Below are 20934 nucleotides of genomic sequence, written 5' to 3'. Positions count from 1 at the left end.
CTAAATAATGAATCAAAGAGAGGTATCTATAATGAATTTGATAAAAACTAAATTAGAAGGTGTTTACATAGTAGAACCACAAGTTTTTGGAGATGAAAGAGGATGGTTTATGGAAACTTACTCTAGAATAAAAACACCAGAAATTGCTTGTGACTTTTGCCAAGATAATCAATCATATTCTAAGGGAAAAGGAATACTTAGAGGAATTCATTTTCAAAATGGTGAAAATGCTCAAGCTAAGTTAGTGAGATGTGTAAAAGGCGCTGTCTTAGATGTAGCTGTAGATTTAAGAAAAGGATCACCTACATATAAGGAATGGGTAGCTGTGGAACTTTCAGCAGAAAATAAAAAACAATTATTTATACCTAGAGGCTTTGGGCATGGATTTTTAACATTAACTGATGATGTTGAGTTTGTTTATAAAACTGATAATTATTATAATTACGAAAGTGATAGAAGTATAAAATTTGATGATCCTGAAATTGGTGTTGAATGGGGAATAGAAAATCCTATCCTTTCTGAAAAAGATAAAAAAGCACCATTACTTAAAGATAGCGATTGTACATTTATATATAATAAATAATAATAATGGACTTAAAGAATTGACAGTTGACAATGTACAATTGGCAATGAAGGATGAAAAGTTTGTAGTCTTTCTAAAGAATTAAATTTAAGAAGTTCAATGGGATTTAATCCTAAATTGTCGATTGTCAATTTTCAATTGTACATTGAAAACGGAGTGTGAAAAATGAAAATAGTTGTAACAGGTGGAGCAGGGTTTATAGGTGGTAACTTTGTTCACTATATGCTTAATAAATATAAAGATTATAAAATTATCTGCGTAGATGCGTTAACTTATGCTGGAAATATGGAAACACTCGTATCAGTTAAGGATAATTCTAATTTTAGCTTTTATAAAATAGATATAGCTGATAGAGATGCAGTATATGACATGTTTGAAAAAGAACATCCTGACATGGTAGTTAATTTTGCAGCTGAAAGTCACGTGGATCGTTCAATTGAAAATCCAGAAATATTTTTAAAAACAAATATTATTGGTACGGCTGTTCTTATGGATGCTTGTAGAAAATATGGAATAAAGAGATACCATCAAGTATCAACAGATGAAGTTTATGGAGATTTACCTATTGATAGACCAGATCTTTTCTTTACAGAGGAAACTCCGATACACACTTCAAGTCCGTATTCATCAAGTAAAGCGTCTGCGGATCTTTTAGTGGGTGCATATCATAGAACTTATGAACTACCAGTTACAATTTCAAGATGCTCAAATAACTATGGGCCATATCATTTTCCAGAAAAGTTAATTCCGCTTATGATAGCAAATGCGTTAAATGATAAGGAATTGCCTGTATATGGAACTGGAGAAAATGTACGTGATTGGCTCTATGTTGAAGATCATTGCAGAGCAATTGATCTAATTATTCATGAAGGAAAAGTTGGAGAAGTATATAATATTGGTGGACATAATGAACGTACAAATTTACAAGTAGTAAAAACTGTACTTCATGAACTTGGAAAACCAGAAACATTAATAAAATATGTAACAGATCGTAAAGGGCATGATATGCGTTATGCAATAGATCCTGCAAAGATTCATAATGAACTTGGATGGCTTCCAACAACAACTTTTGATGAAGGCATCAAAAAGACTATCGAATGGTATTTAGATAATAAAGCTTGGTGGGAAAATATTATTAGTGGAGAATATCAGAATTACTATGACAAGATGTATGGAAGTAGATAAGCCATTAGTATCTATATTACTAGCTGTCTATAAACCAAATGAAAACTGGTTTATAGAACAGTTGATTTCATTAAACGAGCAAACTTATAATAATCTAGAGCTATTTGTTTATGATGATTGTCCTGATTTTCCAACAAGTGAAGATTTTTTAAAGAAGTGCATAACAAATTTTAATTACACAGTTATAAGAGGAAAGACAAATGAAGGCTCTAATAAAGCTTTTGAGGAACTTACGAAAATTGGGAATGGAGAGTTTTTTGCATATTGTGACCAAGATGATATTTGGGAAAAAGATAAGATATCTATAATTATGGATGAATTTAAGGAAGATGATGTAACTTTAGTATGCAGCGATCTTTCGATAATTGATGAAAATGGAACGAAAACAGCAAATAGTATAACTGAAATTAGAAAAAGAATAATATATAAATCAGGATATGATTTAACCGAGGGTTTGTTAGAAAGAAATTTTGTTACAGGTTGTGCAATGATTGTAAGAAGCAATATTGCTAAGAAAGCAATACCATTTGTTGATTCATTGGTCCATGATAATTGGATTGCAATTATAGCATCAATAAATGGAAAAATAGAGTTTGTTAATAAACCATTAGTTAGATATAGACAACATAATTCAAATCAAACTGGTATTTTAAAAGGAATATACGATAAAAATACTTACTGTAAATTTAAAATCGAAGATGTTTTGGAAAGGTATATTTCATTAAAAAACAGATTGGGATATATTGGAGAGTTGCAAGGGCATCTAAATTATTGCATAACATCTCTCAGGGCTAGAAGAAGCTATTTCTTGAAGCCTTCATTAAAAGAATTGAAGATTATTATAAAATATAGTAAATATTACAAAGCATCAATTGTGTTAGAAATATTTCTACCTATTATGCCTGAATTTGTTTTTAAGTATATAATTAGACTAACTAAAAAGGGGATATTATAAAGGAGCGTATATATATGATTTTAGTTACAGGAGTAAATGGTCAATTAGGTTATGATGTAGTTAAAGAATTAAATAGAAGAAATATTGAATGCCTAGGAATTGATAGAGCAGAATTAGATATTACAGATAAAAATGCAGTTAAGGATTGCATTGGAAAATTAAAACCTGATTGTGTTATACATTGCGCAGCTTATACAGCTGTTGATAGAGCGGAGGATGAGGAAGAAGTCTGCGCTAAAGTAAATGTATATGGTACAGAGAATATAGCAAAGGCTTGTAAGGAAATAGGCGCTAAGATGATTTACATATCTACTGATTATGTATTTGATGGGAAAGGAAATACTCCGTTTGAAGTTGAGGATAAAATTGAACCGCATTCAGTTTACGGAAAGACTAAATATGAAGGTGAATTAAAGGTTAAGGAAGTTTTAGACAAGTACTTTATTGTTAGAATTTCGTGGGTGTTTGGAGTTAATGGAAATAACTTCATTAAAACAATGCTTAGATTAGGAAGTGAAAAAGAAAGTTTAAATGTTGTTTGTGATCAAATAGGAAGCCCAACATATACAGCAGATTTAGCACCACTTTTATGTGATATGGCAGTTTCAGAGAAGTATGGCGTGTACCATGCTACTAATGAAGGATTTTGCTCTTGGGCTGAATTTGCTGGGGAAATTATGAAAGAAGCTGGACTAAGTTGTAAAGTAAATCCTATTCCTACAAGTGAATATCCAGCAAAAGCACAAAGACCTTTTAATTCAAGGCTTTCAAAGAAAAGTCTTGTGGATAATGGTTTTGGGTTATTACCTAATTGGGAAAACGCATTGGATAGATACTTAATAGAATTGAAATAAGAGGAAATATATAATATGAATAAGAGAAAGTTTATTAAATTAACAATATTAGTATCATTAATTTTTATAACAAATATATTAATATTTAAATTTTGTAACATAGATGATAAAAATATAACATTAAGTTATAAAATAGTATCGAATGAACAAGATAGCTATCAAGTATTTTATGGAACTGACATGCTATGGAGTGAAGAACAGTCGCAAAGAAATAGTTATACAAATATAAATAGACAAGAAACACTCAAATTTTCAATTCCAAAAGATATAACAAATTTAAGATTTGATTTTGGTGAACACCCAGCAAATATAAATGTATCAGAGATTAAGTTGTCATGCTGGGGAAAAAGTATAAATATAGATTTGAATGAAATATTAAATGAGAATAACGAAAATCAAATTGGAGAAGTGCAAGAAATAAACAATTCTTTAAATATAGAGACTATAGGTAATGATCCATATGTAGTATATAAAATGGATTCAACTTTAATATCTGGTCTTATTGAATATGAGGATTCTATAAATAATGCAATTAAATTAGGAAGTTGTATTTTAATAGATATATTAGCAGCAATTGTCTTAAGAAAATCAAGAAGTGTTTTGATATTAATCCAAGAATTAAAAAATAACAAGACATTAATATGGAGTTTATCAAAAAATGATTTTAAAACTAAGTATGCGGGATCATACTTAGGAATAATTTGGGCATTTATTCAGCCAATAGTAACTATATTGGTTTATTGGTTCGTTTTCGAATATGGATTGAAATCAGGTTCTCCTATTAAAGGAGTACCATTTATAGTATGGTTTATGTCAGGTCTCGTACCATGGTTCTTCTTTCAGGAAGCGCTTTTAAATGCTACAAATTGTATGTTAGAGTATACTTATTTGGTTAAGAAGGTTGTTTTTAAGATTAGTATACTGCCAATAGTAAAAATATTATCAGCACTATTTGTACATTTAGTGTTTATAGTATTCTTGTTTTTTGTTGCAGCGATATATAGATTTTATCCATCTCTATATACAACGCAATTGATATATTACTCATTCTGTACATTTTGTATTGTACTTGGAATATCATATGCTACATCAGCAATAGTAATATTCTTTAAAGATCTTGGACAAATAATAAATATATTCTTACAAGTAGGAATGTGGTTAACACCAATAATGTGGAGTTATACAATGGTACCTCAACAATATCAGTGGATATTAAAATTAAGTCCTATGTATTACATAGTTGAAGGATATAGAGATACATTTATAAATCATGTTTGGTTTTATGAAAGGTATTTTCAAACAATATATTTTTGGGTAGTAACATTAGGAGTATTTGCAATTGGAGCAGTTGTGTTTAAAAAATTAAAGCCTCATTTTGCAGATGTATTATAGGAGAGATTTTAAATGAATGATATAGCCATAAACGTGGAACACTTAAGTAAAATATATAAGTTGTATGATAAGCCAATAGATAGATTAAAAGAGTCTCTTTTTTTTACAAGGAAGGTTTTATATCATGAACATTATGCGTTAAATGATATAAATTTCGAAATAAAAAAAGGAGAAACTCTGGGTATTATTGGTACTAATGGCTCAGGAAAGTCTACGATATTAAAAATTATTACAGGGGTATTAAATCCAACACTTGGGAGGGTTGAAGTAAATGGAAGAATATCGGCTTTACTAGAATTGGGAGCGGGTTTTAATCAAGAATATACTGGAATTCAAAATATTTATCTTAATGGAACTATGATGGGGTTCACAAAGGAAGAAATCGATAGGAAAGTGAATAATATTATTGAATTTGCAGATATAGGTGGATTTATTAATCAGCCTGTAAAAACTTACTCTAGTGGTATGTTTGTTAGATTAGCTTTTGCAGTAGCTATTAATATTGAGCCTGAGATCTTAATTGTTGATGAAGCACTTTCAGTAGGGGATGTTTTCTTTCAAAATAAATGTTATAGGAAATTTGAGGAATTTAAATCAGAAGGAAAAACAATTTTATTTGTAAGCCATGATTTGGGAAGCATTAGTAAGTATTGTGATAGGGTAATTTTGCTAAATAGAGGAAGAAAAATTTGTGAAGGAAATCCCAAGGAATCTATTGATATGTATAAAAAAGTGTTGGTGAATCAGCAGGATGATAGTTATGATATAAATCATATTTCACAAAATAAATATATCGAAAAAGGTCAATGGAAAAGGTCATTGACAGTTAATCCCGATACACTAGAGTATGGGAATAAATTTGCGGAGATAATAGACTTTGGTATCGTGGATAATACAGGTATTATAACAAATAATATAACCAAAGGAACTATATTTATGATCAAAATGAAAGTCTTATTTAATAAGAAAATTCAAAATCCTATTTTTGCATTCACGATTAAAGATTTAAAGGGTACAGAAATTACAGGAACTAATACAATGATAGAGAAAGAAGATATTTCAGTTATAGAGCAAGGAGACATAAAAGAGATAAGTTTTACGCAAAATATGAATATACAGGGTGGACAATATCTTTTATCCTTAGGATGCACTGGCTATAGAGATGGGGATTTTACCGTATATCATAGACTTTATGATGTATGCAATATCACTGTAGTTTCACATAAAAATTCGATTGGCTACTATGATATGAATTCAGAAGTAAAAATAAAGTAGAATTAAGGAAGGCATACTATGAATGAGAAAATTGGAAACTTAACTTTGAATTATAAGCATTACTCAGGTGTTGATTTATACAGTGATGGTGAAGTTGAAGATGAACTTTTGGGAATTGTTAAAAATCACGAGGAAAAGGAATATAATAAGATAATTGCTCAAAGTAATAAGTGGGCGATAATGTATCATTTATCTCATTTGAGAGCTAATATAGTAGAATGGTTACCTATTACAAAGCAAGATACTATATTAGAAATAGGTTCTGGATGTGGAGCGATTACTGGAACTTTAGCAAGTAAAGCTAAAAAAGTTACATGCATTGAACTATCTGAAAAAAGAAGCCTTATTAACGCCTATAGGAATAAGGAAAAAGATAATATAGAAATTTGGTTAGGCAATTTTGAGGAGAGTGAAAAAGATATTGTAGAAAAATACGACTATATAACACTTATAGGTGTATTTGAATATGGAGAAAAGTATATTTCTACTGAAAAACCTTATGAAAACTTTTTAACTATAATAGGTAAACACTTAAATGAAAACGGAAAAATTATAATTGCTATAGAAAATAAATTAGGTCTAAAATATTGGGCTGGTTGTCAAGAGGACCATGTAGGGAAGTACTTTGAAGGCATAGAAGATTACCCAATTACAAACGGAGTAAAAACATTTTCTAAAAAAGAATTAGAGGAAATTATAAAGAATAGTGGATTCTTTAATTATAAGTTTTATTATCCATATCCAGATTATAAATTACCAACAACTATCTACTCAGATAAGTATTTGCCTAAAAAAGGTGAACTTAATAATAACATGAGGAATTTTGATAGAGAACGTATTATTACATTTGATGAAACTAGAGTGTACGATATGATTATAAAAGAAAATTTATTTCCTATATATTCGAATTCGTACTTAGTAGTTTTGGAAAAAGGGAGGAATTAATACGTGAAGAATGTTATATACTCTAAGTATTCTAATGATAGGGCTGACAAATTTAAAATTAGAACTGATATTGTAGAGGACTTAGAAAATAGATTTGTTCGTAAGAAAGCACTTACGCAAGAAGCTAATACTCATATTAATGATATTTATGAAAATTATAAATTATTATCAGAAGCGTATAAAGGATCAAAGATATGTATAAATAAGTGCCACAGAATAGATGATGGAGTAGAATTTGAATATATAGAGGGTAGTACGCTAGAAGAAGAATTAGATGAACTATTGAAGAAGAAAAGATATAATGAATTAGTAAATAAAATACAGGAATATGTATCTACTATAGAGACTGGAATTGGAACAGGAAAATTTAAAAAAACAAAGGATTTCATAAAGATATTTGGAGATGTTAATTTACCATCATCATTAAGAGCTGGTGATATCAATGATATTGATTTAGTTTTTAATAATATTATAGTAGGGGAAAAGTGGAATATTATAGATTATGAGTGGTCTTTTAATTTTTCTATACCTTTTAATTTTATTATTTATAGGGCTCTACATTACTATATGTACGGTTCAGCTAAACGCCACGAAGTAATAAATCTAGGGTTGTATAAATTAATGGGGATTACGGATGACGAAATAGTACAATATGACATTATGGAAAGGAACTTTCAATCTTACGTTTTGGGAACCTTAATTCCAACAAGAGATTTATATACTAAATCGCAGAAATGAATATCAATGTTCAAAATGTTATTGAACGAGAGCGAAAAAATTCCTATAAAAAAACTATGCAAGTATTTTATGATTATGGCAATGGATTTACTGAATCTCAATCATATAAGTTTATTCCAGAGATAGATTCTAATAATAAAGTGAAAATTGAAATTCCATTAGCATCTAATACAAAGCAAATTAGAATTGATCCTTCTAATTATGTGTGTATAGTAAATATTGATAGTATATTAGGGTACAATGAAAATTATTATTCTTTAGATGCAATTACAAATGGATTAAGTTTAAGAGAAAAATTCATATTGTTTTCAACTGATGACCCGCAGATAGTATTATCTGATATAAAATTAAACACAAGTAGGATAGAGGTTCAACTAGAAGTACAAATGATATCTAAAGAAATTGTAGTGAGATTATATAGCCTTTTGCAAGAAAAAGAAGATCAATTAAAACATGAGTATTATAAAATTGAAGGGCTAACAAAAGAAGTAGAAGAAATACATGAATTAAAAGAGCAAATAAGCATTATGGAAGAACAACTAAGGAATAAAGAAGAACAACTAAGGAATAAAGAAGAACAACTAAGGAATAAAGAAGAACAACTAAAGAATAAAGAAGAACAATTAAAAAATAAGGAACAATATATTAATGAAATTCATGCTAGTAAAGGATGGAAAGCTTTGTGTATGACCAAAAAGTTATTAGGTAGATAGAATGTTACATAAGTATAAAGTAAAATCTTTGAATTGTAATTATATGAAAATGGAAGGGTAGAAACATGAATATAGAGCTGATAAAAGAAAGTATAGCTGCGGCAGACGTGGTATCATTTGATATATTCGATACATTAATTTTTAGAATAGTCAATGAACCGGAAGATATATTTACATTAATAGGCTATATTTTAAATATAAAGGATTTTAAAGAAATTCGGCAAAAAGGTCAGCAAATGGCGAGTATGAAAGTTGAAAGAGAATATGGATTTCCGCATGCTGATATAGATGAAATATATGAATACATTAAGCAGACATCTGATATGAAGGTTGATTGGGAATATGTTAAAAATTATGAGCTAGAAATGGAGTTAGATTCACTAGTTTGCAACAAAGAAATACTTGAGGTTTACAAGTTTGCTAAGAATTCTAATAAAAGAGTAATTGCTACAAGTGATATGTATATAAAATCAAAGGATATTAAGCGTTTTTTGGATAAGTGTGGATTCAATGACTTTGATGAGATATATGTTTCGGCAGATTTAAGGAAAACTAAGTATGTTGGAGATATATTTGATGAAATATTGAATATTGAAAAAATTAAGCCAAATCAAATGTTGCATATTGGTGATAACTTTAACTCTGATTTCACTAATTCCATTAGCAAAGGAATTAAGGCAATACACTACAAGTGTAATCAATTTGATGAGGTTAAAATATCTTCAGATAGTCTAAATTTATTTAATCTTATAAATCATGGTGTTTTTAATGTTGTTAAAAATAACAATAATAATAAGAGCTTTTGGTATTATCTTGGTGCAAGAGTTGGTGGGCCTTTATACATTGGCTTATTAAACTGGATGGAAAAGTGTTTAGAAAAAGAAGAATATGATAATATATACTTTTTATCAAGAGATGGTTACATTTTACATAATATTTTTAAAGAACTTAATTTCGATAATATTCACTATATGTATGCATCAAGAAGGGCATTATTATTAGCAGGGATTGATAAATTAGATGAGGAATCACTAAACAATCTTCCACCATATACTTATGGGCAGCAAGTTAAGGATATTTTGGAATATTTGAATATAGAAGATATAGAACAAAATACTTTACGAGATGCCGGATTCAATAGTGTTAATGATATTATAAGTACTAGAGCTGACTTTGATAAGATGAAGAGGTTATTTTCTTTAAATGAGAAAAGTATATTGAAAAATTGTAAAGAAGAAAGAGAAAATGCAATTAAATATTTTGAAAATTTAAATTTTCTTTCAAGTAATTCAGTAATATTTGATTGTGGATGGAATGGAAGTTCTCAATATTTATTAGATAAGCTTTTGGACAAATGTGAGTACCATAAAAAAAACAAATTTATTTATGCTGGGATAATGAATAATGATAAAAGTAAACGCCAATTGAGAAATAAGAGTTTTGAGAGTTATTTGTTTGGTCATGAATTTAACTACAATTTAGAACAGAGAGTAGTGACTTCAATTGTATTATTAGAGCTTTTCTTTGGCGCACCACATAGCTCTGTTTGGAGATATGGAGAAAATGGTACTGAACTAGAAGAAATTGAACCAAGCCATGATCATAAACAAGATATATTCGAGGGGATACTATCGTATGTAAAAGAAATCTATGGATTTACTAAAAAATATAATATAGAAATAAAACCAGAAGATGCATTAAGAGGAATTTTTAAATTAATAGAAGAACCAACAGAAGAAGAAGCAGTTAAGATTGGAAATCTACCAAATGTGGATGGCTTTGTAGCACAAAAGAATGAAATGAAGTACATAGCGAAATTAAAGTTGGGTACTTTATTTAAAAATATTAGAACGGAGATATATTGGCCTCAAGCACTTATTGCTAGAAAAGATATTAACCCTATAGTTAAGTATTTTGTGAAAAAAAAATTCCACTTAAAGAAAATAAAATCTGAAAGAAAGGTTAGGAGTATGAGATTATATAACAAAATGCCACATATTAAAAAAGGCCTAAGCATTTTGAAAGATGAAGGTATAATAACTTTTCTTTATAAGTTATATAGGAAGTTGAAAAACAGAAAGAATACTGATAACAATGAATATTATAAATGGATTAAGAATAATGAATCAGATATATTCGAAAAGAGAGAATTAAGTTTTAATCCATTGATATCTATAGTTGTTCCTGTATATAATGTTTTAGACGAGCAACTAGTGGAATGTATAGAGTCTGTTATAAATCAAACATACGATAATTGGCAATTATGTTTAGTTGATGATGCATCAACATGGAATAGTGTTGTAAAGGTACTTAATAAGTATGAAAAGAATACTAAAATTAATATTGTTTATAGAAAAGAGAATGGACATATTTCACGTGCAACTAATGATGGGATAAGCATTGCTAATGGAGAGTTTATTGCATTTTTAGATTGTGATGATGTACTAGCTCCTAATGCGTTATACGAAGTAGCTAAAAAATTAAACGAAGATTCTGAGTATGATTTTATTTATAGTGATGAAGATAAGCTGACTGCTGATGGTAAACATAGGCATTCTCCTTTCTTTAAGCCAGATTGGTCTCCAGATACTTTTATGTCATTAATGTATACATGTCATTTTTCTGTTTATAGAAAGAGCATCATAGATGAAATAGATGGATTACGTACAGAGTTTAATGGGGCTCAGGATTATGACTTTACACTAAGATTTACTGAGAAGGCGAAAAAAATCGGACATATTGATAAAATATTATATCACTGGAGAGAAAGAGAAGAATCTATTGCATCAAATCCAGAAGCAAAGCCATATGCGTTGCAAGCAGTTAGAAGATGCAAAGAAGAGGCACTGGAAAGACGTGGACTTAAAGGCATTGTTGAATATGTAAATGATATGTTTCAGTATAGAGTTAAGTATACAAATGATGAGAAACCACTTGTAAGTATAATTATACCTTCAAAAGATAATTTCAAAATATTGAATAATTGTATTGAATCAGTTAAGAAATATACTTCATACTACAATTATGAAATTGTGGTGGTTGATAATGGAAGTAATAACGAAAATAAAAACAAATATGAAGACATTTGTAAGAAATATAATTGTAGATACCATTATGAAGAAATGAACTTTAATTTTTCAAAGATGTGCAATATAGGCAGTAGAATAGCAAAAGGGGAATTCTATTTATTTTTAAATGATGATATTGAAATTTTTCAAGAAGAGTGGTTGGAAATTATGTTAGGACAAGCTAGTCTTAAGCATGTTGGAGCAGTCGGTGCAAAGTTATTATATCCTAATAGCAATATTATACAACATATTGGGATCACTAATTTGAAAATTGGACCATCACATAGTCAGATAGGATTTGATGATAGAATAGTTTATTATTATGGAAGAAATAGGATGGAGTATAATTTTATTGCCGTAACAGGCGCTTGCCTAATGATTGAAAGGCATAAGTTTGAAGAAATAAGTGGATTTGATGAAAACTTAAGTGTGGCTTATAATGATGTGGATCTTTGTTTTAAATTAGTAGAGCATAAATACTATAATGTTGTTAGGAATGATGTTTCGTTATATCATCATGAATCAATAAGTAGAGGAATAGATGATATTAATAAAGAAAAAATGACAAGGTTATTGAAAGAACGTAAAATTTTGTTCGATAAGCACAAGCAATTTAAAGGATGGGACCCGTTCTATAATACAAATTTGACTGAATGTAAAGTTGATTATGATATTAAGTACAAACCTGAGTTTAACAAAATGTTGGGGATTAATATAGAAATAAAGAATAAGTGGGTTAGTAATGATTGTAAAGCATGTATAGATTCAATAAATGTAGGTAGTAACATACGAATTGAAGGATGGGCGTTTATTGAAGGAATTAGAGTTAACAATCTTAATTCTAAGAAAATTGTATTAATTGATGAAGAAAGTAATAATATTATATTTTCTACAGATGTTGTAATTAGAAAAGATGTTACAAGTGTTATGAAAAAACAAGGAAATTTAAATTTAAGTGGATTTTCCTGTACAATAGATTCATCATTATTGACAAAAAATACGTATAAGGTGGGATTGCTTTTGGAAAATAAATTGTTGCATAAGAAAAAATTTATCATAACAGATAAAAAAATAAATCTTCAGTAAAGCATCTTATAATAATATTGTATTTGAAGGCCATTCTACAGATTACCAGACAGCTGATAGTTTGAAGAAAATGGTTGAAGACGGGATAGCAATACTAAAAGTTGGACCGGCTTTAACATTTGCGCTTAGAGAGGGACTTTTCGCTTTGAGTTATATGGAAAATGAATTATTTAAATATGATGCAGATGTAGAAATTTCAAATTTTATTGAAGTACTTGATAAAGCAATGATAAAAAATCCAAGCAATTGGAGGAAACATTATCATGGATCAGGTAGTAAAATTAAATATGCTAGAAAATATAGCTACTCTGATAGATCAAGATACTATCTTCCAACAGAAGAAGTAATATATGCACAAAATATTTTAATAAAAAACATGAAGTCCGTAGATATACCATTGACTTTAATAAATCAATTTATGCCAATTCAATATAATAAGATAAGAAATGGACTGTTAAGGAATGATCCAGAGGAACTTATTAAAGATTGGGTAGTTGATTGCATTGACGAATATATTTATGCATCAACTCCATCAGAAGTAAGTAAACAAGTTATTTAAAAAAATAAGGCAGCTAATTCTTGTATTGTACACAAGATTAGCTGCTAGTTTTTTATTTTAAAAGGATCATTTGGAATTATTTAGTATAGGTTCCGTCAGAACCTAGTTTATATCCATCAATTGTAGTATTTTTAGCAATAATTCCTGATTCTCTTAGGTAATACCATTTTCCAGAAGAATCTTTTATCCAACCCGTTTTCATTGCACCGCTTGCATCAAAGTAATACCAGTCATTTTCGATTAATGTCCATCCAACAGCTATAGTTCCGTCAGCTTTTCTATATTGCCAGCAAGCTTCTGCTTGTACAATTTGAGAGTTTTGATTAGTTGCAGTAGTGTTATTATTTGAAGATACTAGCGAACTGTTACCTCTTGTCACAACTAAATAGTACTCTCTAGTTTTACGATCAGAATTTATAATTCTAATTTTTATAATATTTTTTCCTTCATCTAAAGATACGAGTCTTGTATCTTTACCATCACTAGGATCCAGATCTTTGTCATTAATTGATAATTTATAGCTTTGTTGTTCTGGAACAGCTTTAACATTAATATAAGATATATTTTCATCAACATTTATATTTTGTACAGGTTCTGTCTTATCAAAAGAGAAATCGATTTTATTACTGTTAGGATCAAATAAAACTAGTCGATTTAAGTAAATATCATCATAGTTTTTTAGAGTTATTGTATTATCATCTATAGTTTCTTCGGTATCGCCATCAATAACACTATCTTCATCATTCATTTCTCTTTCTACAACAAGTTCATATTCTAGGGAATAATTGCTATCAGAGGCGTTTTTAGAATCATAAAGTCTTATATAAATAGTCTTGCTTTGACCTTCCGCGATATTTATTTTACCATAGATATCACTTAGCTTTATATTTTCATTTCCAACAAAGACTCTTATATCAGCGGCCTTAGTTTCAATGGTGCTCAAGTTAAAGCTAGTTTTATTAGAAGGAATTTTTGAATATATAACTACTGGAATTTTGTCGCCTTTTTTTACTCTATAATCTCCTTTGCGAGTTATACTATTGTATATTGACAAAATAGAGCTTTCTGATGTTAGATCTAAAGATGTTATTTCATCTCCAGAGTATGCATAAGCGCATTTTTCTCCTATGCTCATAGTTGATGGCATCCATGTATAAAAAGCTGTACTTATAACGGTAAATATAATAATTTTTTTTACATTTTTGTTCATGATAAATCGCCTCCACAATAATTATGTATTCGATTAAATTATACCATTTTATATATATTCTATAAATACTAAAATATTACAATATATTATCTTATGAAAATTTATAAGGGACATGAAAGAAAATAACGAGTTAAAAATGCAATGATTATTTTTCATCAGACAATAAAGCAGATTGATCTCATAGCGGGTCTATTAGAACAATCTGCTGAAGCAGTATGATGAAAAATAGGCTTGGCAGATTGACTTGTTATTTTTTGAATGTCTCTAAATTAAAGCAGCTAGTTTCTTTAATTAAACTAGCTGCTTTGCTTATAGTATATAATTTTATTTTTCGATATATGTTGCAATTAATCTTATACATCTCAGTATTAATTTAGTACTTAGCTTACTAAAGTTTTAAGTTAATATTAATTTAAAACTCTACCAAAATATTTCATATTTGAGGTGCTTAACTTACTTATTTTAACGACATCGCCAGTGTGAGGAGCCTGAATATACATATCATATCCTATGTACATACCTACATGAGTTGAATCTGAAACTTTATTGAAGACTAAATCCCCAGGTTTAATTTCTGCCATGCTAATAGGCTTGGCAAAACTTTGCTGTTCTTGTGATGTTCTTGGTATAGCGATCCCTTTAGAATTAAAGACATACTGCATAAGTCCGGAGCAATCAAACCCTTCAGGAGATTCCCCTCCCCACAAATATGGAACTTTCAAATATTTCTCTGCTTCTTCTATAACTCCTTTAGCCTGATCTGTAATATCAGAAGGTAATGTTACAGGAATAGTGATTCCTATATCTCCAGTTAATAGTGCGTTATTATCTTGTACATATTTTAAGAGAGTATCTTTTTTATCTTCCAAGTCCTTAATTTGTTTTTCAACATCATCTTTATCAGTTTGTAATTCTTGATTTTCTTTTTCTATAGTGGTTTTAATGTTTAAAAGATTGTCTTCTGATTTTTTTGTTTCTAAAATTAAATCCTTATCGCTTGTACAAATTTGAGAAATCAATGACACTCTTTTTAATGCATCTAAAATATCACCTGAAGAAAATAAGGCGTCTAAATATTGTAATGGTGTAGCTTCAAAGCCTCCATTGAATTGAATGCCCTTTAATCGTTCAGATAACTGGTTTTCTCTTTCAGTAAATTGTGTTTGGGTTAAATCAAGCTTAACTTGGTTATCTTTTATATCATTTTCTTTTTCAAGAATTTGCTCTTTTAGTTGATTTAACTTATCCATGTTATATTCAATTTCATTATCGTATTCCTGTATGTTTTGTATAGCTTGTTCAAGTGTTAGATTACTATCATTAGGGTCCGCCAATGCCGGTACTGAGTTGCATATTGACGTAATAAGTAGCGCTGAAGCTACTATTGCCCCAATTCTATTATTTTTTTTCATCGTATCCTCCTTTATGCCTACTCTATAGATATGGTTTTTGTAAAGTAGAATAGATTATTTAATATTATCCGATAACTTATATTATACTACAAACAACTTACAAAATAATTGCAATTTATTAAGATTTTATTAAAATGTTAAGGTAAATGGTTCCAGAGCATAATTATTTTATTTAAATTTATTAATATGGAAAGGTTTATTGGAATTTCTTGTTTTAAGCATATGATTTATAGGATATAATAATTACTAGAAGGGGGAATAAGATGTGAATTTCTTAAGAGAACTATTTAAAAAAGATATAGTCAGAAGAATTTGCGTTCTTCTTATTATTGTATTTTTTATGTATATATTAAGATCAATGCTTAATCTATTTTTACTTACATTTTTCTTTACATATATTGCATACAGTCTACAAGTAGGAATTACGAAACGGTTAGATAAGTTTATAAAGGTAAAACCGATAATAGTAACATTATTTTTATACATATTCATGACATCTATTATTATTTTTGCAAGTTATAGGTATATACCAATAATTATTAGACAGCTTACAGAGATTGGGATGAAAATATCTAGATTTGATTTTAGAGATATTGGTGGGGAAGTTTTATCTACTTACATTGTTCCGTATTTTGGAAAATTTGATTTTATGTCATTTTTTAGAAATTCCGAGATAAATGAGCTATTGAATTTTGACCAATTCTTAAGGTATGCTTCAAATATAGGTACTTGGAGTTTTAATATATTTGTGTCTTTAATATTAAGCCTCTTTTTTATGGTTGAAAGAGAGAAAATCAAAGAATTTTTCTCAGAGTTTCAAGATAGTAAGATTGCTATATTATATAGGTATACAAAAGATTTTGGAATAAATTTTTTGAATTCATTTGGAAAAGTAATTCAAGCTCAAATAATTATTGCATTTGTTAATAGTATTTTATCTGTTATATCTCTTTTTGCATTGGGATTTCCGCAAGTTTTAGGCCTTGGAGTTATGATTTTCTTATTTAGCTTAGTCCCAGTTGCAGGAACAATTGCATCGTTAATACCTTTAAGTATAATAGCATACACAGTTGGCGGTTTTAAAATGATTTTATATATTCTTATAATTATCGCAGTTTTACATGCACTTGAGAGTTATGTATTGAACCCTAGGTTTATGGCAGATAAGACTGAATTACCAGTCTTTGTCGTATTTATTACACTTTTAGTATCAGAGCATTTTATGGGAGTTTGGGGGTTATTACTTGGAGTACCTCTTTTAATGTTTGTATTAGATTTGTTGAATATCAAACCAAGATCTAAAAATGGAAAGCATAGAAAACTTGTGACACTTAAGAAAAAACGCATTGTCGAGTAAAATTACTCCCTAAAACTTTAGAAGGAAATATCTTAGCTAGGTTAAAACTATTGGTTTCAGCCTAGCTTTTATTTTATGCTTTAATGCTCATAAAACCACCTACTAAGTGAATTTACCAGCCTAAAGTAGGCAATTTCACTTAGCAGGTAGGCTTAACTTTTAATTTTATTCAAGAATTATATTTTAAATAGAGTACAGTATAAAGGACAAATGTTTGGAGATATTTGTATATGTTTAAGCATTTATTAATCAAAGTATTTGGTATTACCTTGAATAATCACATAATTTTCACATAACTATTTTATACTGGGCAATGGTAGGTGTTTTTCTATAGATAAACAATTTAAGAATTTCATTTACACTTTGCAATAAATACCATACTAGAAAGCAGAAATATTTTTATGCAACAGGCATTGAAAATGAGTTGTTAAAAGCCCTTAATTGTAGGTTGTTCCATTAATGCTTGTCACAATGAAATTTGGAGCAAGCATTAGTAGTAAAACCTGCAATTTAGTGCTTTCAGTGAAATTTTCATAGTCCTGTGAAATAACAATGTTTCTACTTTCGGTGGATAATTGCATGAGTCTAGCTTTAGAATTGGTTATCTATAATCATTAGCAAAGCACAAAAGAATCTAAGATTTATGAGTGAAAAATATTCAAATATCAAGGGGAAGGGTGATATTTATGAAGAGGAATAAAGTCGCATATGTAATAGTAGCTTTAGTTATAATAGGAGGAGCGGCTATTATGTATAGTATAAATCAACATTATAAAAGTAATAAAATAGCAATTCAAAAGACAAATAGTGTACAAGCTAACAAAACGAAACTTGTAATAGATACAGACAATAAGGACGTATTACCCAAAAACTTTAGGACTACTAAGGATAAAATTAATGATGAGAAAACAAAAGATATTAACCTTACAGGATTGAGTGATCTAAATATTTCTGGTAGTGGAGCGCTTTCGGAGAAAAGTTTGGCGATGGTAAAAGAAAAAATAGGTGATAAATCTATCATAGATATTGACTTGCGCCAAGAGGATCATGGATTTATTAATGGTATGGGAATAAGTTGGTTTGGAAAGAATAATCAAGCTAATAAGGGAATTAGCAGAGAACAAATTATATTAGATGAAAAGAGCAATTTAGATAAAACATCTAAGGACAAGCATGTTAAGTTTGATGAACTGCCAAAGGGAAAGTCCGTAAACACAGTAAAATCAATTGATAATCCTGAAAGTGTAGAAACAGAGGAAGAATTAGCTAAAGGCTTGGGCATGAACTACTTAAGAATTACAGTTACAGATCATGAGAAACCTTTAGATGATCAGGTAGATTTATTTATTGAATCAATTAAGAATCTACCAAAGGACACATGGATACATTTCCATTGTAGAGGAGGAGCAGGCAGGACTACAACATTTATGTCTATGTATGATATGATGCACAATGCAAAAAATGTGAGTTTTGAAGATATAATGAACCGTCAAAAATTGATTGGTGGATCAGATTTACTAAAGGAAACAAATAAAGATGAAGATAAATCAAGAGTAGAGTTTTTAAATATGTTTTATAAATATTGCAAAGATAATCAAGATGGGTATGAAACATCGTGGTCTAAGTGGATTAAGAATAATGGAAAGCAATAATGCAAATGCATAAAAGGTTAATTCTAGTGGAAATTTTCCATTAGGATTTTTTTATTTTAAAAATATGAATGAAAGAGAAGGAAATTACTAAAAATATAATTATTGTATTTAGGACTATTGAAAAATTTATTGTATATGGAGAAGTTTAAATGATGAGTAACGATATTATAAGAATTGATGAAATAGCAAATCCAATAATAAAAAGATGGAAAATGATACTCTTAGTAACATTAGTAACGACATTGTTAGCTTTAATTATAAGCTATTTTATAATTCCACCTAAATATGAAGCAAATACTAAAGTCTTTATAGGAAAAGAAAATACTACTGGTCAGGATCAAAACTATAGCACTAATGATGTGCAGATGTATCAAAAACTAATAAAGACTTATGCAGAAATAATAAAGACCAATGATTTAGTACAAAGGGCCATAGACTCAAGTGATATAAACTTAAATTCAGAAAATGTTCTTGATAATTTATCAGTTACGCCAAGAACGGATACACAAATATTGGAGATTAGTTACGTGAGTGCGAACCAAGCATTAGCTGGGGATGTAGTGAATTCAGTTACAAATGAGTTTATAAAATCATCCAGAGAGTTTATACCAAATGGTAACGTAAAGGTTGTAGAAAGTGTTAAGGTACCTCAAAAACCAGTCAGTCCAAATAAAAAGATGTATATAGGAGTCGGCCTTTTGCTTGGTCTGATAGGCAGTGCTGGAGCAAGTTTCTTATTAGAGTTCTTAAATAATACATTTAAAACTAGGGAGCAAATAGAGGAAATCTTAGGTTTGCCAGTTTTAGGTGTTATTCCTGACTTATTTAAAGAAGGTAAGTGATGTGAATTGACAGGAAAAGCGGAGATAGAAATTCTATTTTTTATCAATTAATGCGCTAGATAATTAAAATAAATCATCTACTCTTAAAAAATGAAGTTTATGCTAATAAATTATTTGTAAACAAATGCAAGTTGTACTTTTTGATTATTAATGTAGCAAATTTATTTTGATGTTAGGAAGGTGTGAAATCATGTCGTTACTAGAGAAAATAAAAGGCTATACACTAGAAATAATGAAAAGATATAAATTAGAAGAAGCGAGGAGTTATAAAGCAGATAGAATGAAAAGATATAAATTAGAGAAAACAGTAGTTGATAATAGAATTCATGCCGGCTTCATAGTAGAAGATAAACCTAAATCTATAGTTGCAGAAGCTTATAGAACATTGAGAACTAATATACAATATTCTTCCTTTGATAAGGAAATAAGAACAATAGCTGTTACTAGTGCAGAAATGGCAGAGGGAAAATCAACAGTTGCAGGAAATATTGCTGCATCTTTTGCTCAAAATGAAAAGAAAGTGATACTAGTGGATTGCGATTTACGAAAACCCTCAGTTCATAAAAATTTTAAAGTCTCAAATTTGATTGGACTTTCTGAAGTTCTTCTTGGAAAGGCCGCCATTGAAGAAGCAGTACAAAAAAGGAATGATAATTTTTATTTTTTAACATCAGGGAAGATTCCACCAAATCCATCAGAAATGTTATCATCTTCTGCTATGAGCAATTTAATAGAAAGATTAAAAGTAGAATTCAATATAGTGGTTTTAGATACAGCACCGCTTAAAGCAGTTACAGATGCACAAATACTATCAACAAAGGTAGATGGGACTATTTTAGTTATAAGGGCGGGAGAAACGAAAAGAGATATAGTAATGGATGCAAAAAATCTTTTGGATAAAGTAGGCGCTAATATAATAGGAACAGTATTACATGCGGTGGAGAATACAAGAGGAAAATATTCTTATTATTATGGAAATGATGAAGACAAGGATAATTTATAGTGAACAAATGTTAGTTTATAATATAAGGAATAAAAATATATGTGATTTCGGCTGATTACAACATAATCCTAAGTTCAAAGTTTAGTATCCGCAAAACAAATTATA

At 29.1% G+C, this 20934-nt stretch carries 17 protein-coding genes; 15 read left to right on the top strand and 2 right to left on the bottom strand.

Translation table 11 applies throughout. The features are described 5' to 3' along the window. Window positions 1-31 precede the first annotated feature (31 nt). The 11 genes from rfbC to AXY43_RS12075 all read left to right on the top strand — a co-directional run bounded on the left by rfbC (window position 32) and on the right by AXY43_RS12075 (window position 13353). Window positions 32-583 carry a dTDP-4-dehydrorhamnose 3,5-epimerase gene (gene rfbC, locus AXY43_RS12125; RefSeq protein WP_012060908.1) on the top strand — a complete coding sequence of 184 codons (552 nt, stop codon included), beginning with the start codon at window positions 32-34 and terminating at the stop codon, window positions 581-583. Window positions 584-748: 165 nt separating this feature from the next. Continuing rightward, entirely contained in the window at window positions 749-1768 is a 1020-nt protein-coding gene (rfbB, locus tag AXY43_RS12120) for a dTDP-glucose 4,6-dehydratase (RefSeq protein ID WP_077854961.1), read from the top strand. Beyond that, a complete protein-coding gene (locus AXY43_RS12115; RefSeq protein WP_242984875.1) occupies window positions 1743-2723 on the top strand; it encodes a glycosyltransferase family 2 protein in 981 nt (326 codons plus the stop codon). The genes rfbB and AXY43_RS12115 overlap by 26 nt, the downstream gene beginning before the upstream one ends. A 14-nt stretch (window positions 2724-2737) precedes the next feature. Beyond that, window positions 2738-3577 (top strand): dTDP-4-dehydrorhamnose reductase, encoded by an 840-nt coding sequence (gene rfbD, locus AXY43_RS12110; RefSeq protein ID WP_103699036.1) that lies wholly within the window; start codon window positions 2738-2740, stop codon window positions 3575-3577. 15 nt (window positions 3578-3592) lie between these two features. Beyond that, window positions 3593-4969: an ABC transporter permease gene (locus AXY43_RS12105; RefSeq protein WP_103699037.1), complete on the top strand. Its 1377-nt coding sequence runs from the start codon at window positions 3593-3595 to the stop codon at window positions 4967-4969. A 12-nt stretch (window positions 4970-4981) separates the two neighbouring features. Continuing rightward, window positions 4982-6244, top strand: a complete 1263-nt coding sequence (locus tag AXY43_RS12100) for an ABC transporter ATP-binding protein (RefSeq protein ID WP_012060903.1) — start codon at window positions 4982-4984, stop codon at window positions 6242-6244. A gap of 18 nt (window positions 6245-6262) precedes the next feature. Next, window positions 6263-7189 (top strand): class I SAM-dependent methyltransferase, encoded by a 927-nt coding sequence (locus tag AXY43_RS12095; protein WP_105411603.1) that lies wholly within the window; start codon window positions 6263-6265, stop codon window positions 7187-7189. A 3-nt stretch (window positions 7190-7192) separates the two neighbouring features. After that, a complete protein-coding gene (locus tag AXY43_RS12090; RefSeq protein ID WP_105411602.1) occupies window positions 7193-7927 on the top strand; it encodes a hypothetical protein in 735 nt (244 codons plus the stop codon). Further along, the gene (locus AXY43_RS12085; RefSeq protein WP_105411601.1) at window positions 7924-8640 is read left to right on the top strand and encodes a hypothetical protein; all 717 of its coding nucleotides are present in this window, start codon (window positions 7924-7926) and stop codon (window positions 8638-8640) included. The genes AXY43_RS12090 and AXY43_RS12085 overlap by 4 nt, the downstream gene beginning before the upstream one ends. Before the next feature lie 65 nt (window positions 8641-8705). Beyond that, complete coding sequence (locus AXY43_RS12080; protein WP_105411600.1) at window positions 8706-12794, top strand: glycosyltransferase; 4089 nt, start codon at window positions 8706-8708, stop codon at window positions 12792-12794. Beyond that, complete coding sequence (locus AXY43_RS12075; RefSeq protein ID WP_105411599.1) at window positions 12784-13353, top strand: class II D-tagatose-bisphosphate aldolase non-catalytic subunit; 570 nt, start codon at window positions 12784-12786, stop codon at window positions 13351-13353. Before AXY43_RS12080 ends, AXY43_RS12075 begins: the two co-directional genes overlap by 11 nt. 76 nt (window positions 13354-13429) lie before the next feature. On the opposite strand, the gene AXY43_RS12070 is transcribed toward AXY43_RS12075, so the two are convergent. Then, on the bottom strand, window positions 13430-14563 hold the full coding sequence (locus AXY43_RS12070) for a cadherin-like beta sandwich domain-containing protein (protein ID WP_105411598.1): 1134 nt from the start codon (window positions 14561-14563) through the stop codon (window positions 13430-13432). Between the two features lie 407 nt (window positions 14564-14970). Continuing rightward, complete coding sequence (locus AXY43_RS12065) at window positions 14971-15975, bottom strand: NlpC/P60 family protein (RefSeq protein ID WP_023974323.1); 1005 nt, start codon at window positions 15973-15975, stop codon at window positions 14971-14973. A 265-nt stretch (window positions 15976-16240) separates the two neighbouring features. On the opposite strand from AXY43_RS12065, the gene AXY43_RS12060 reads away from it, so the two are divergent. The 4 genes from AXY43_RS12060 to AXY43_RS12045 all read left to right on the top strand — a co-directional run bounded on the left by AXY43_RS12060 (window position 16241) and on the right by AXY43_RS12045 (window position 20829). Next, complete coding sequence (locus AXY43_RS12060; protein ID WP_105411597.1) at window positions 16241-17332, top strand: AI-2E family transporter; 1092 nt, start codon at window positions 16241-16243, stop codon at window positions 17330-17332. A 686-nt stretch (window positions 17333-18018) separates the two neighbouring features. Continuing rightward, window positions 18019-18984, top strand: a complete 966-nt coding sequence (locus tag AXY43_RS12055) for a phosphatase domain-containing protein (RefSeq protein ID WP_105411596.1) — start codon at window positions 18019-18021, stop codon at window positions 18982-18984. 149 nt (window positions 18985-19133) lie between these two features. Beyond that, on the top strand, window positions 19134-19826 hold the full coding sequence (locus tag AXY43_RS12050) for a YveK family protein (RefSeq protein ID WP_103699045.1): 693 nt from the start codon (window positions 19134-19136) through the stop codon (window positions 19824-19826). 280 nt (window positions 19827-20106) lie between these two features. Continuing rightward, window positions 20107-20829 (top strand): CpsD/CapB family tyrosine-protein kinase, encoded by a 723-nt coding sequence (locus tag AXY43_RS12045; protein WP_012060895.1) that lies wholly within the window; start codon window positions 20107-20109, stop codon window positions 20827-20829. Window positions 20830-20934: the final 105 nt, after the last annotated feature.

This window comes from Clostridium sp. MF28 (genome assembly GCF_002969175.1).
Lineage (GTDB): Bacteria > Bacillota > Clostridia > Clostridiales > Clostridiaceae > Clostridium > Clostridium beijerinckii.
This window is presented reverse-complemented; position numbering and strand designations above follow the sequence as displayed.